The 15203-nt window shown below is 72.9% G+C and carries 4 protein-coding genes; all 4 read right to left on the bottom strand.

What is annotated here, in order from left to right; translation table 11 throughout:
- Nucleotides 1-5718 (bottom strand): type I polyketide synthase, encoded by a 5718-nt coding sequence (locus AC1DXX_RS24475; RefSeq protein ID WP_478136810.1) that lies wholly within the window; start codon nucleotides 5716-5718, stop codon nucleotides 1-3.
- A gap of 112 nt (nucleotides 5719-5830) precedes the next feature.
- The gene (locus AC1DXX_RS24470; RefSeq protein WP_478136809.1) at nucleotides 5831-10381 is read right to left on the bottom strand and encodes a type I polyketide synthase; all 4551 of its coding nucleotides are present in this window, start codon (nucleotides 10379-10381) and stop codon (nucleotides 5831-5833) included.
- On the bottom strand, nucleotides 10378-11229 hold the full coding sequence (locus AC1DXX_RS24465) for an SAM-dependent methyltransferase (RefSeq protein ID WP_478136808.1): 852 nt from the start codon (nucleotides 11227-11229) through the stop codon (nucleotides 10378-10380). Before AC1DXX_RS24465 ends, AC1DXX_RS24470 begins: the two co-directional genes overlap by 4 nt.
- Nucleotides 11226-15077: an SDR family NAD(P)-dependent oxidoreductase gene (locus AC1DXX_RS24460; RefSeq protein WP_478136807.1), complete on the bottom strand. Its 3852-nt coding sequence runs from the start codon at nucleotides 15075-15077 to the stop codon at nucleotides 11226-11228. Before AC1DXX_RS24460 ends, AC1DXX_RS24465 begins: the two co-directional genes overlap by 4 nt.
- Between the last annotated feature and the right edge of the window lie 126 nt (nucleotides 15078-15203).

Raw genomic sequence — 15203 nt, 5'->3', positions numbered from 1 at the left:
TCAGTCCTTCGCCTCGTAGCGGCGCTGCGTCTCGTCGTTCGACAGGCCTTCCAGCATGTCCAACAGCGTGTCCAGACCGTCGTCTCCCGCATCGGCCACCGACGCGCTCGCCGCTTCGGGCAGATCGGCCAACGGCACCTCCATGCGCTCGGCCAGATGCGACGCCAGGTCGACCACGGTCGGGTGCTTCCAGATCACGGTGACCGGCAGCTTGAGACCGGTGTCGGCCTCCAGGCGGTTGCGGGCCTCCAGCGCCATCAAGGAGTCGAAGCCCAGGTCCTTCAGTGCGGTACCCCGCTCCACCGCTTCGGGCGCCAGCCGCAGCACGCGCGCGAGCACGCCGGCCACGTGCGCCTCGAGCCGCGCGCGGCGCGGCCACCCTGCAGGCTCGGCCAGCAAGGCCTCGCGCAGTCCCTGCCCCGCCTGCGCTTCGCCAGCAGTCGCGGCCCTGCCCGTCGATGCGGCCAGGTTGGTCAGCAACGGCGACGCGGCCAGCGCAGGATAGGTCTGCGACCAGCGGCGGCGATCGAAGGACATCACCGCCAGTTCGGCCGCCTCCGTGCCCAGGCAGCGCATGAGCAGATCGAGGCCGGTGGACGCGGGCAGGCTGTCCACGCCACGCTCCGACAGCGCGGGTGCGGCATTCGCGACAAGACCGATCCCCGTCCAGGGGGCCCAGCCGATGGACAGGCCTGGCAGGCCCCGCGCACGCCGTCCCCGGGCCACCGCGTCGAGCGCGGCGTTGGCCGCGGCATAGTTGCCCTGCCCCGGCGAACCGAGGACCGACGCCAGCCCCGAGAACAACACGAAGAAGTCGAGCGACCGATGTGCCGTTCCTTCGTCGAGGATGGCCGCGCCGTCCTGCTTGGTCGCCAGCAGACGCTCGAATCGCTCCGCGCTCTGCTGCAGGAGGATGCCGTCGTCGAGCGCGCCAGCGGCGTGGATCACACCACGCAACGGCCGCGCCGGCTGGTCGATGGCATCGAGCAAGGCCAGCATCGCAGGGCGATCGGCCGCATCGATCCGGCAGTACTCCACCTCGGCACCGGCAGCGGCGATCGCGTCCAGCGCGGCGGCGGCCGCGTCGTCGCTGGCGCGGCGGCCGGTCAGCACCAGTTTCCCTGCCCCCGCCTGCGCCAACCGGGTGGCGACGGCAAGACCGAGGCCGCCCAGGCCACCGGTGACCAGGTAGGTGCCGTCGCGCCGGGGCGTCACCGGCGCATGGCCGGAAAACCCACCCCGCGCTCGCGCGAGCCGCGCCACGAAGAGACTGCCATCGCGCACCGCGACCTGGGTTTCTGGCCCGTTCGCGCGCAGCAGGCTGGCGAACGCATCGATGTCGCCGGCACTCGCAGCGACCGGCAGATCGATCAGGCTGGGGCGCAGATCGGGATGCTCGTGCGCTGCGGTCCGACCCAGTCCCCAGATTGGCCCCTGCGTCGCGTCGCACGCGGCCTCGGCGGCCACGCGGTGCACGCCGGCCGTGACCAGCCACAACCGAGGCGGATTGCGCAGCCCCGCCCGCGCCAGGGCCTGGACCAGATGCAATGCACCCACCACGCCCTCGCACCGGCTGGCGCGCGCACTGGCGGGGAGTCCGAGGCCGCCCAGGTGAACGACGCCCGCCAACGCCTCTCCATGCACCTGCAGCGCGGCATCGACCAGCACCGCCATGTCCTGCGGCACCTCGGGGCGCACCGTCCAGCCTTCCGAACCCGAGACGGCACAGCGCGCGCCATGGGCGACACCGGTCGTGCGCATGCCTGCGCCGGCCAGCGCCGCCGCCGTGGCTGCCCGCAGGGCATCGGTGCCACCCACCAACAGAAAGGCGCTGTCCACCGGCGTTGCCGCGGCCGACGGCGCAGGCCGTGCAGCCGCCTCCCACTGGATCCGCCAGAGCCAGTCGGCCAGGCCGTCTTCCGGCCCTGCAGGGTCCGCGCGCCCATCGACGGCGATCGCCGATGCCATCTGCGCAGGGACGGCCGGCGCGGCCAGCGCCTCGCGATTGCGCGCCAGCAGTTCGCCCACGGGCGCGTGCGGGTCGTGCACCGCCGACATCAGGGCGTAGGTCATGAGGCCCGACTCCAGCGCGCGGCCGACGTTGGGATACATGGCCACGTGGCGAAGCAGCGCCAGGTCGACCGCAGGATCCGCCGCAATGGTCGCGAGATGGTCATCGAAGGCCGGATCGAAGAGGCAGTTGGCGATCGGGCCACTGACGTCGATGCACGACACCAGGCGCAGCCTGGCATGCGCGAGCAGCGCGGCAAACTGGCCGGTGGTCGCGGAGTAGGTGGAGAGCTCGGGCAGGTCGATCGACGAATCGCCGGCGGCCAGCACCTCTGCAAGGATCAGCCGCCCTCCCGGGGCCAGATGGCGGGCGATGTTGTCGAACAGGCCCTGCTTGTCCGCAATCAGTCCCGACACCTCGAAGCCGAACACCAGGTCGTAGCTGCCGGGGAAAGGCGTGGCGGCGCTGTCGCGCTGGTACAGGCGCACCCGGGTGCCCAGCCCCAGGCGATCGGCACGGCCATTGCCGAGTTCGGTCTGGCGTGCCGACAGCGTGTAGCCCTCGGCAACCACGCCGGGATGGGCCGCGGCGATGTCGATGAGGTCGCTGCCGTAGCCGCAGCCGAAATCGAACACGCGGCGCACCGTCGCCATATCGATGCCATGGAACAGCAACTGGCGCAGCGCCTTCTGGCCGTCCATCAGCAGCTTCTGGTGCGCGGGTTCGTGCTCCGGCCTGAACACGGTCAGCAGCCAGGAGAAGCCGGGCACCCGCTCGGGCAGCATGCTCCAGGTGAGATAGCCGCTCAGCACTTCCTCGGACGCACGCGCCTCGCCGCGCGCCAGGCGTGCCTCGTGGTAGGCGGCACCATGGTCGTAGTAGCGCCCGACCTCGGTCTCGGTCTCGGTCTCGGTGCCGCCGGCCGCGTCGGCGGTGGCCACCGCCGGCAGCGGCTGGCGCGGTACCGCTTGCGCGGGCTCGGCCCAGAAACGCTCCCGCTGCCAGGGATAGCGCGGCAGCGTCTGCGGCGAGGGCAGCCACCCGGGCAGGACGGCATCCCAGTCCAGCGAGGCGCCGGCCGCATGGAGGGCCGCGACGGCCTCGGCCAGTGGAAGGGCAGAGGGCACGTCCCGGCGCAGGCAGGCACCGACCCATGCGCCTGTGCCGGTCGCGGCCCTGCTCGCGTGCACGGTCTCCTCGACGGCGGGTGCCAGGACCGGATGGGGTCCGAGCTCCAGGAACACGTCCGTCCCCCGCGCAACCAGCGCCTCCACCACCGTGTCGAACAGGACGGGCTGCCGCAGATTGCGGCACCAGTAGGCCGCATCCAGGGTGTGGCCCGCGACCGGCGCTGCGGTGACGGTCGACAGCATGGCGATCGTTCCATCGCGCGGCGCGAGCCCCGCCAGCGCGTCGTACAACGCGGGCAGCAGCGGATCCACCTGCGCACTGTGCGAGGCGACATCCACTTTCACGAGACGGGCAAACACGCCGTCCGCCTCCAGCTCGGCCCGCAATTCATTCACAGCGGCGGTCTCGCCCGCCAGCACCGTGGAGCGTCGGCTGTTGCTCACCGCCACGGACAGGCGGCCCGCAAAGCGCAGGGCGCGTGCCTGCGCCTCGTCGCGTGTCAGTTCCGTCAGGAGCATGGTGCCGTGGCCGGCGATGCGGCCCAGCAACTGGCTGCGCCGCGCAATGATGCGAGCGGCCTCTTCGAGCGACAGGATGCCGGCCGTGTGCGCCGCAGCCACCTCGCCCATGGAGTGGCCCACCACCACATCGGGCACCACGCCCCAGGACCGCCACAGCGCCACCAGCGCCACCTGCACGGCGAAGAGGGCGGGCTGCGCATGATCGATGCGGTCCCAGGCCGCGCCGTCGCGGATCAGCGCCGGCATGGACAGGCCCAGGTAGGGCTCCAGCGCCGCACCGGCGGCCGCCAGCGCATCGTGAAAGACCGGGCGCTCCAGCAGGTCGCGCGCCATCCCGGTCCACTGCCCGCCCTGGCCGGGGAAGATGAAGGCGACGCGTGCGCGGGTCGCCGCGCCTTGGCTGGCCTGCAGCTGCGAGCGGCCGTCACGCGCCCCGGAACCGCCTTCCAACCAACCGGACAGGCCCATTCGCAGCGACGCCGCATCGGCCGCGCTCACCGCCAGCCGCTGCGGGAAGTGGCTGCGCCGGCGGGCCACGGCCCGGCACAGCGCCGCGGCATCCGCGCCAGCGGCCAGCTGGTCGGCATAGGTCCGCACCAGCGCGCGCAACGCCCCGGCGCTGCGCGCAGACACCGGCAGCAGCAGCGCCGCCGGCGCCTTGTCCAGGTCGGGGTTCGAGGAGCCGGGCTGCACGGGCGCAGCCTCGACGATGAGGTGGGCATTGGTGCCGGCAAAGCCAAAGGCACTCACCCCCGCGATGGGCCGCTCGGCGGTCCACGGCTGCAGGCGCGTGGGCACGCGCAGGTCGGCCGCGGCCCAGTCGATCTCGGGATTCGGCGTGATGAAATGGAGGGCCGGCGGCAGCAGGCGGTGGCGCAGCGCCAGCACGGTCTTGATGAGCCCGGCCATGCCGGCGGCAGCCTCCAGGTGACCCAGGTTGGTCTTGACCGCGCCCAGCGTCAACGGCATATCGCGCAACGCAGCCGGCCTCAATGCGCGGGCCAGCGCATTGACCTCGATCGGGTCGCCCAGCGCCGTCCCGGTGCCGTGCGTCTCGACGTGCGAGACCTCCGCCGCGCCAATGCCGGCATCCTCCAGCGCCTTGCCGATGACCGCTTCCTGGGCGCGGCCGTTGGGCACGGTCAGGCCATTGCTTCGGCCATCCTGATTGACGGCCGAACCCCGCAGCACGGCCAGCACGGTGTCGCCCGCCGCCACCGCATCGGACAGCCGCTTGAGCACCACCACGCCGCAGCCCTCGCCGCGCGCATAGCCGTTGGCGCGCGCGTCGAAGGTCTTGCAGCGGCCGTCGGGCGCCATGGCACCCATGCGCGAGAAATACAGGCTCGTCTCGGGCGACAGAATCAGGTTGACGCCACCGGCCAGGGCCGCGTCGCACTCTCCCGCGCGCAACGCCTTCATCGCCAGATGCACCGCCACCAGCGACGACGAGCAGGCCGTGTCCACCGCCATGCAGGGGCCGTGCAGTCCCAGCAGGTAGGACACCCGGCCAGCCGCCGCGCTGAACGCATTGCCGGGCCCGTAGTAAGGCTCCCGCTGCGTGAGGTCGCCGAGCACCCGCAGGTAGTCGCCGCTGCCGATGCCCAGGTAGACGCCGGTGCTGCTGCCGGCCAGGCGCTCCAGCGGCATGCCGGCGTGGTCCAGGGCCTCCACCGCCACTTCGAGAAACAGGCGGTGCTGCGGGTCGAGGCTTTCCGCCTCGCGCGGCGAGATGCCGAAGAAGCGCGCGTCGAAGCGATCGACCTGGTCGATGAAGCCCCCTTCCACGCATTGCATGCGGCCGATCGCCTTGGGATCGGGGTCGAACCAGGCGTCAGCGTCCCAACGGTCCGCCGGCACACGACGGATCGCATCGCGGCCCTCCGCCAGCAAGGTCCAGAACGCGTCCGGACCGTCGGCGCCAGGAAAGCGGCAACCCATGCCGACGATGGCGATGGCTGCATGCTGGCGACCCTCCAGCCGGGCGAGGCGCGCTTCGGCCTCCTCCAGCAGCACCACCAGGTCGCGCATCGGATCCAGGGCGTTGCCGTTCATTGGATAACCTCCGCGCTGCGCGCTGCGGTATTCGCCTTGGGAGCGGCCCGGCGGCATTGGATAACCTCCGCGCTGCGCGCTGCGGTATTCGCCTTGGGAGCGGCCCGGCGGCTCATGCGCCGGCTCCCCGGCGAGCCGCCAGCTTGCGCTGCACATAGGCATGCAGGTCCGCGTCGTCCATCGCCGCCGCCTGTTCGCGCAGCGCCGGTGCAGGCCGCGGCGCGGGCTTCGACACCTCGTCGATGGCGGGTAACAGGCCGAGCATGTCGCCGACCAGGAAGCGCGCGAGCTGCGCCAGCGTCGGATGGTCGTAAGTCAGGGTGGCGGGCAAAGGCCGGCCGATGAGCACAGCCAGATCGGCGCGCACGGTGAGAGCCATCAAGGAGTCCATTCCGAAAGCGTTGAGCGGCCGATCGGGGTCGGCGTGTGTTCCATCGGGCAGCGCCAGCACGGCCCGCACCACCGCCCACACCTCGCGTTCTGCCAGCGCAAGCCGCTCGCCGGGCATCACCGCGGCCAGCTGCACGGCCAATGCCCCGCCGCGGGACAAGGCGACCGCGTCGCGCGGCGCGAGTCGGTCGAGGAAGGCCGAGCGATCGACCGCCCGGTAGGCGGTCCAGTCGAAGGGCAGCACGGCCAGCGCCGATTGGCCCCCCGCCAGCGCGGCAAAGGCGGCAAGCCCGACCTCCGGCGCGAGCGCATGCACGCCCTTTCGCGCCCAGCCGGGGTTGGCGCCACCGGCGGTGGTCGCCGTCATGCCCATCCCGTTCCACGGGCCCCATGCCAGGCTGAGCGTCCGACGGCCAGTGGCCGTGAGCATCGCCGCCGCGGCGTCGAGGTAGGCATTGGCCGCGGCATAGTTGCCCTGCCCGGCCGAGCCCAGCACGCCGGCGCCCGATGCGAAGAGCACCATGAAGTCGAGATCGGCGTCGGCAGACGCGGCCAGCACGGCAGCCAAGCCATCGGCCTTGGGTGCCAGCACGGCCGTGAAGGCCGGCCAATCCTGGCCTGCCAGCACGCCGTCCAGGAGCAGGCCGGCGGCGTGCACGACGCCCGCCAGCGGTGGTGCCCCGGCGGCCCGCGCGCCGGCGACGGCCGCTTCGAGGGCACCGCGCACGGCAATGTCTGCCTGCAACGGGTAGGCACGCACACCGGCTCGCTCGAAACCGGCCAGCACCTCCGGGTCCGGCCGCGTGCGGCCAGCCAGCAGCACATGCCGGGCGCCACGCCGTGCCAGGTCCTGCGCCACGGCCAGGCCGACGCCTCGCGTGCCGCCGGTGACCAGATAGGCCCGATCGGGGCGAATGGATACTGCGGCGCCAGCGTAGGTCAGGGGCGCCAGGCGCGCTGCGTGCCAACCCTCGCGCTCGCGCCACGCCCATTGCAGTTCTCCGGCATGCCGGCACGCGTCGAGCCGGGGGAGCAGTTCCAGGATCGCCGCCGCCAGTGCCTCGGGCGATGCCGCGGCCGGCAGGTCGAGCAGCACCGGTGCGATCTCCGGCTGCTCCAGCGCCGCCGTGCGTCCCAGCCCCCACAGCGTCGCACCCGCCGCGGCCTGGGGTGCCGCCGCGACCGCCTGCACCGCACGCGTGGCCCATAGCATCGGTGGTGCATCGGCGCCCCGCGTCGCCACTGTCTTGACCAGCGTCAACGCGCCCTCCAGCGCCGGGCGCAAGGCCTCGCCCAAGGCCCATGGTGCGAGGTCCAGCGCGGCCAGATGCAGGATGCCGGCGCCAGCGTGGTCAGCCGCGCGCTCGGCCCATGCCGCCGGATCGATCCGGTCGAACGCTAGGCCGGCCGCCTGCAGTGCGTCCGCCACCCCGCCCGCGTCCGGAACCACCAGCCAGCGCCCGGCAGGCGCGCGCTCGGCGGCCGGCAGGCGGACCGCCTCCCAGGCCACGCTGTAGAGCGGTGGCAGTGCGTGCGCCGTCGGCGGCGCCTCGGCGATCCAATGCCGACGTCGCTGGAACGGGTACCCCGGCAGGGTGACCCGTCGACGCCCCTGCACCGGATGCAGCGCCGCCAGCCGCACGGCCGCGCCGGCGGTCCAGGCACCTGCGGCCGCATCGAGCAGGCTGCGCCGGTCGTCGGCACCGCGGCGCAGGCTCGCCAGCCAGGTCACGGGCAGGTCCGGTCGATCGCGTCGGGCCAGGGCGACCAGCGTGGGACTGGGGCCGATCTCGATGACGCAGCCGATGCGCCGGCCGGGCAACGCGTCCAGGGCCGCAGAGAAGGCCACCGGTTCACGGACCTGGCGACCCCAGTAGCCGCCGTCCGGCGCCTGGTCGACAAGCCGGCCGGTGACGGTGGACACCCAGGGCAGCTTGGGCGCCTGCGCGGCCACCCGGTCGGCGGTGGCGGCGAAGGGCGCCACGATGGCGTCCATGCGTGGCGAATGGAAGGCATGGCTGACCGGCAGCCGCTTCCACCGGATGCCGCAGCCATCGAGCGCCGTACCGACCCGTGCCATGGCGGCCGCATCGCCGGAAAGCATGGTCTCGGCCGGGCCATTGAGCCCCGCCACCACGACCGCGCCGGCGCCGACGGCGAGCAAGGGCTGCAGCGCCGCCACCCCCGCGAAGGCGGCGATCATCGCGCCACCTTCCGGCAATGCCTGCATCAAACGGCCGCGCTCGGCGACGAGGCAGACCGCGTCCTCCAGCGTCAGCACGCCCGCCGTCCACGCGGCAGCAAACTCGCCTACGCTGTGGCCGAGCACCAGATCGGGGTCGACGCCAAGGCTGCGCCACACAGCCACCAGCCCCGCCTGCACCACGAACAGTGCGGGTTGTGCATAGGCGGTGTCGTTGATGCGCGGATCGGACGTGCGCCAGAGCACCTCGGCCAGCGGAGGATCGAGCCGGCCCTGCAAGGCTGCGAGGCAGCGGTCCACGACCGCCCGGAACACCGGCTCGTCGCGGTACAGTCCCGCGGCCATGCCGGCGTACTGGGCGCCCTGGCCGCTGAACAGGAAGGCCACTCGGGTGCGCGCGCCGAGCGGCGCCTGACCGCGATGCAGGCCGTCGCCGCTGTCGAGGCGGGCCGCAGCATCGGCCGCGCTGCCGGCCACCACCGCGAGGCGCCGCTCATGGCCACTGCGTCCCACCGCCAGCGTCCAGGCGATATCGGCCAACGGTGCGGCCGACGACGCACGCAGCGCAAGCGCCGTGCGGGCGCTCAGTTCGGCCAGTGCCGCATCGTCCCGTGCAGACAGCGCGATCAGCTGCGCGCCATCCGCGGACGTCTCCCCGGCGCCTGGCAGCGGGTCGTCCGCCGCTGGCGAATGCAACACGAGGTGAACGTTGGTGCCGCTCATGCCGAAGGCGCTCACGCCCGCGCGACGCGGCTCCCCGCTGTCCGGCCAGTCGCTCAGTCGCGTGGGCACGAGCGCCGGCACCGCTGCCAGATCGATGGCCGGGTTCGTCCGCCGGACATGCAGATGCGGCGGCACGCGGCCATGGTGCAGCATCAACGCCACCTTGATGACGGCGGCGATGCCGGCCGCCGCCTCCAGGTGACCGATGTTGGTCTTGAGCGTGCCGACCAGCAACGGCCGGTCGGCTGGCCGACCCTGTTGTACCGCCGCCAGCGCTGCGATCTCGATGGGATCGCCCAGCGGTGTGCCGGTGCCGTGCGCTTCGACATAGCCGATGCTGTGCGCCGGCATCTCGGCCTGCGCCAACGCGGCTTGAATCACCGCCTGTTGGGCCGCACCGCTGGGCACGGTCAACCCGGCAGCGGCGCCCCCGTGGTTGACGGCCGAGCCCGCGATGACCGCGATGATGCGGTCGCCCGCTGCGCGCGCGTCGGACAGGCGCTTGAGCGCCACCATGCCAGCGCCTTCGCCCCGGCCGTAACCGTCGGCTGCGGCATCGAAGGTCTTGCAGCGCCCGTCGGGCGCCAGCGCCTTCAGCCGCGCCATGGTGATGAAGGTGTCGGGCACCAGGATCAGGTTGGCGGCACCGGCCAGCGCCAGGTCGCATTCGCCGGCGCGCAGGCTCTGGCAGGCCAGGTGGACGGCGAGCGCGGAGGAGGAGCAGGCCGTGTCGACGGCCAGCGCCGGACCGGTCACGCCGAGTACGTACGCGAGGCGGCCGGCCTGGAAGCTCGTGCCGGTGCCGGTGCCCACGTAGGCGTCGAGCGCCGCCGGGTCCACGCTGCGACGCACCAGCGTGTCGTAGTCGTGGTTCATGGTGCCGACGAACAATCCGGTGCGGCTGCCCACCAGGCGGTCTGCGGCGATGCCCGCATGCTCCAGTGCCTCCCAGCCCGTCTCCAGCAGCAGGCGCTGCTGCGGATCGAGGGTCGCCGCCTCGCGCGGGGCGATGTTGAAGAAGGCCGCGTCGAAGGTCCTGACCTCGGGCAGCAGCGCGGCGTGCCGGCAGTAGCTCTTGCCGGGCACGGCCGGGTCCGGATCGTGGAAGGCCTCCACGTCCCAGCGGTCGCCTGGAATCGGCGCCACCGCGTCCACGCCCTCGCACAGCATCTGCCAGAAGCCGTCGGGCCCATCCCCGCCGCCCGGAAAGCGGCAGCCGATGCCGATCAGCGCGATCGGCTCACGCTCGCGGGCCCGCAGCCGTGCCTTCATCTCGCGAACGGCGACCAGGGCCGCACGCACGGCCGACTCCGGGCCGGCGCTGCCGATCGGGGCGGATGCCGTCATCCTTTTCGGCCCGCCCTGTCGGTCACGGGGATGGGCAGCTCGGGCTTGCGCGCGCTCACCAGCACGTACTGGAACTGCAGGACGGCCAGGGTCGACTGGTGCCACTGCAGCAGCGTGCCGGTGCCCAGCCGCTTGAGCGCCTCGGGATCGCCCAGCAGCGCCATCACATGCTTGCCGAAGCCGACGAACACTTCCTGGGACAGGTCCCTCACCTCCACGTCGACGAAGCCCGCCGCCTCCAGACGGCGCGCGTAGGTCGCCGCGTCATAGAGGTTTTCTGCCGGGATGGCCCAGATGCGGGAAGCCAGGGTGTCGACCCAACGCGCCGCGGCATGGCGACCGGGACGCGGCACGATGTCGGCCAGCGCGATCCGCCCGCCATGGGCCAGCACCCGCCACGCCTCGTCGAAGAACTTGGCGCGGGTGTCGAAATGCAGGGCTGCCTCCACCGCGAGCACGCGCGTGACCGAGCCGGCGGCGACGGGAAGGCGGGTGGCATCCGCCTGGTGCAGCTCGATGACGTCACCGAGGCCGGCCTCCTGCACGCGCTGACGAGCCACCGCCACCTGCCTGGGGATCACGTTCACGCCGATGATCCGCTCGGGCCGCAGGTGTCTGGCCCAGCGCAGGTCCTGGTCGCCGAAGCCGAAGCCGGCATCGAGCACGACATCACCGCGGCCGACCTTCGCGGTCGCCGCGACGAGGTCGACCAGTGCCTCGGCGGCCTGGTCGTAGTCGCGCGCACGCTTGGTCCAGTAGCCCAGATTGAGGTACAGGCTGTCTTGACCCAGCGTCTTCGCAGCGCCGTAGACGGCAGCAAGGGTCGCGGATGGGGCGGTGGTGTTCATGGGGTGTCCTCCAACTCCTGAATCAGCAGGGCCGCCAGCGCGTCGTCGCTCAAGGCGTCGAGTGCGGCGGTCGGTCGCGATGGCGCATCGACGGACTGCACGGCCGCGGGTGTCTCGGCGAAGGCGAACAAGCGTTCCAGGAGAAATCCCGCCAGCGCCTGCAGGTTCGCCCGGTCCAGGATCAGCGTCGCGGGCAGCGGCCGGCCGAGCATGGATTGCAGACGGTTGCGGAATTCGATCGCCATCAGCGAGTCCATGCCCAGCTCGAAGAAGCCCTGGCGCGGCGGTGCCGGCGGCTCGAGGGGCAGCCCGGTGGCGGCGGCCAGCACGGGACGCAGCAGGTCCACCAGCACCTCGCCACGGCGCTCGGGCGCTGCAGCCTCCAGCGCGGCCTGCCAATGCGCGAACACGGCGTCCCCGGCCACCTCGGCCATCCTGGCGCGCGGACGCACGACATCGAACAGGGTGGAGCGCGAGGCACCGGCACCCGAGAGGTAGCGTCCCCAGTCGATGGACAGCGCCGCGACCTGCGGCAGACCGGATGCCAGCGCCCGCCCGATCAGCGCCATGCCCTCGGCGCGGGAGAAGGGCCGCACGCCACGGGCGGCCCACGCCTCACCGTCGCGCACCGCCGCCATGCCACCGCCGGCCCACGGCCCCCAATCGATCGCGGTGGCCGCAAGCCCGAGCGCCGCGCGGTGGCGGCAGAGCGCATCGAGCGCCGCATTGGCGGCCGCGTAGTTGCCCTGGCCGGCCGAGCCGATCAGCGACGCGCCCGACGAATAGCAGATGAAGAAATCCAGCGGGCGGTCGCAGGTCAGTTCGTGCAGGATCCATGCACCGGCCACCTTGGGCGCCCACACCTCGGCGGTCGTGGCCCAGTCGAGTCCGGTCAGCGTGCGGTCGCGCAGCACCCCCGCCGCATGCACCACGCCGGCGAGCGCCGGCCGCTCCCGGCCATCGAGTTGCGCCAGCAATGCCGCGACGGCGCTGCGGTCGGTGGCATCGAGGGCCACGACGCGCACATCGACACCTTGCGCGGCCAGTGCGGCCAACGCGGCAAGTGCTTCCGACCGCCCCTCTCTCCCTTCTTCCGGCCCCCGGCGTCCCGTCACCACGAGGTGGCGCGCGCCCTGCGCGGCCAGCCATTGCGCGGTCGCGAGACCCAGCTCCCCCAGCCCACCGGTGATCAGGTAGCTGCAGTCGGCGCGCACGGGAGTCTGCGCAGCACCGGACGCCGGGAGCGCCGGCACCAGCCGGGCCACCAGCAAGACGCCGCCGCGCACGCGCACGCGGTCGTCCGCAGACTCGGCACCGGTGCCCAGCAGGTGGCGCGCGCAAGTGCGCCAGTCCTCGGGCCCCGGCGTGTCGAGATCGACCAGGCCGCCCCAGCGGTCCGGGTGCTCCAGTGCCGCCACGGCGCCCAGGCCCCAGAGCGCCGCATGCGCGAGATCGCACTGCGCGGCCTCGGCGCCATCGGTCGCGCCGTGGCGGGTGACCAGCCAGAGCCGGGCGCTGTCCTCGGACCGCACCAGCACGCGCAGCGCGGCCAGCACCGGTTCGATCGCCGCACGCAAGCCCTGGTGTCCCAGCCCCGGCGGTACCAGGAAGGCGACACCTGCGGTGTTCGCCGCAAGCGCTGCCGGCAGGTCGGCCGCATCGACCCGCACCGCACTGGCGGCTCCGGCCTCGCGCAAGGCGTTCGTCAGCGGCTCGGCGGTGTCGCCGGCGATCACCAGCCAGCGGCCGCCGGCAAACGGCGCCGATGCCTGGGCGGCACGCCAGTCCAGGCGGTACAACGGAGCACCATCGGCCGCCGCCAGCGCCCGCATCATCACCTCGCGCCGGGCGCGGCGCAGCCGCAAGCCTCGCGCTTCGGCCACCACGCGACCGTCCACGGCGTCGAACAAGGTGAAGTTGCCCGCGAACATGTCGTCGCGCCCGGACTCGCCGGGCCACAGTTCGGCGTGGCAGACCAGCTCGCCCTCCGCCGGACCGAAGAAGCGGAAACGATCGATGCCGACCGGGATCACCGCTTCCGAGAGATCCGTCGCCATGACCGATTGCGAGGCGGCACCGAACACCTGGTAGCAGCTGTCGTGCAGGCCGGGATGGAAGACGAAGGTGCCGTCGCGCAGGTCGGAGTCCGCCCGCGCCCGCATCCGGCCGATGGCCTCGCCGTCGCGTCGCCACAAGCGGTCTACCCACAGGTACGAACGGCCGAAGGCAAAGCCGACCCGGGTCTGCACGCCGTCGTAGAGGGCCTGCCCGGTCACCAGTTCGGGGCAGCGCGCCTGTACGAGGTCGAAGGGCGGCGCCGGCGTCTCGGTGCCTTCGGCCAACCCGACCCGCGCGGTGGCGTGGAGCGTCCACGCCTCGTCACCGGCGCCGTCGATCAGGCTGTGCACCTCGGCCTGCCAACGCTGCGGACCCTCCGGCGTGAAGCTCAGGCTGACGGTCCGGCGCAGGTCACCGGTGAGGATGATCGGTTCGAGGAAGGCGATGGCACTGGCCTCCACCGGCTTGTTGCCCAGCAGGTCCTGCGCCGCTTCCACCATCAGGGACACCAGGGTGGGACCGGACACGACGGCACGGCCGTACACCACGTGATCGGCCAGGATGGGCTGCGCCTCCAGGTCGAAGCAGGCCTGAAACTCCACCACGCGCTGCGGAGAGCGGCGGCGGGGCCCGATCAGGGCGGCGCCGCCCGTGGCGATCCGGGCACGGGCACCGGGGTTCCGGCCGGGACGAAACCAATGACGCTCGCGCTGGAACGGGTAGGAAGGCGCCCGGAAGGCCGGGTCCGCACGGGGTGCGTTCACGGCGGCCCAGTCCACGCTCATTCCGTCTTCGTAGAGACGGCCCAGGCTGCCCAGCATGACCCGCCCGTCGTCCTGCCCCGCGCGCAGCGACGGCAGCCAGCGCAGGGCCGCTGCCGCGGGCTCGTCGCCGGCGATGCGGCGCCCCAGTCCCAGCAACGCGGTGCCCGGTCCGATCTCGACGAAATGGGTGCATCCGGCGGCCACCAGCGCAGCCATCCCATCGGCAAAGCGCACCGGCTCACGAAGATGGCGGCTCCAGTAGCCGGGGCTGCGCAGCAGCTCGGCATCGGCGAAACCGCCGGTGACATTGGACAGCAGCGCACAGGAAGGCGCGGCCACCGCGCACCCCGAGGCGAGCGATGCGAACGCCTCCAGCACGGGCGTCATCAAGGGCGAATGGAAGGCATGGCTGACGGTCAGCGCCCGCACCCGGATTCCGCTGCGCTGCAAGGCCTCGGTGGCGGCCTGCAAGGCTTCAGCGTCGCCCGAGAGCACCACCTCGTCCGGCGCATTGAGCGCGGCCACCGACAGCCGGTCGGGCATCGCCGCGACGAAGGGCTGCACGGCCTCGACGCCCGCTGCGACCGCCGCCATGGCACCGCCTTCGGGCAACGCGCCCATCAACCGCCCACGCGCCACGACCAGGGCCAGCGCGTCCTCCAGACCCAGCGCCCCGGCGGCGTAGGCCGCCGCGAACTCGCCGACGCTGTGCCCCAGCACGGCGGCAGGCCTCACGCCCCAGTGCCGCCACAGGGCCAGCAGTGCCGCGGACAAGGCAAACAACGCCGGCTGCGTGAACGCGGTGTGGTCGATCCGGCGGTCCGACGGGTCCGTCGCATGCAGTATCTCGAGCAGCGGCACGCCCAGGGGCGCGCACACGGCGGCACAGCGGTCGATGACCGCACGGAAGACGGGTTGCGTGTCGTAGAGGGTGCGGCCCATGCCCCGGTACTGAGCGCCCTGGCCGCTGAAAAGAAAGGCCACCTGCGGCGCGGCGCCCGCGCGGACGGGGGCCGGCAGTGGCACCGCGAGGGCAGCGGCGATTTCCGCACTCGTGCCGACCAGAACGCTCCGGTAGCGCAGCCCCGCGCGCGCGGCGGACGCCGCGGCAACCAGGTCGGCCGCCGCCTCCGGCGTGGACCCGGCCAGGCG

The sequence above is a fragment of the Variovorax sp. P4_B10 genome (assembly GCF_056402375.1).
This window is presented reverse-complemented; position numbering and strand designations above follow the sequence as displayed.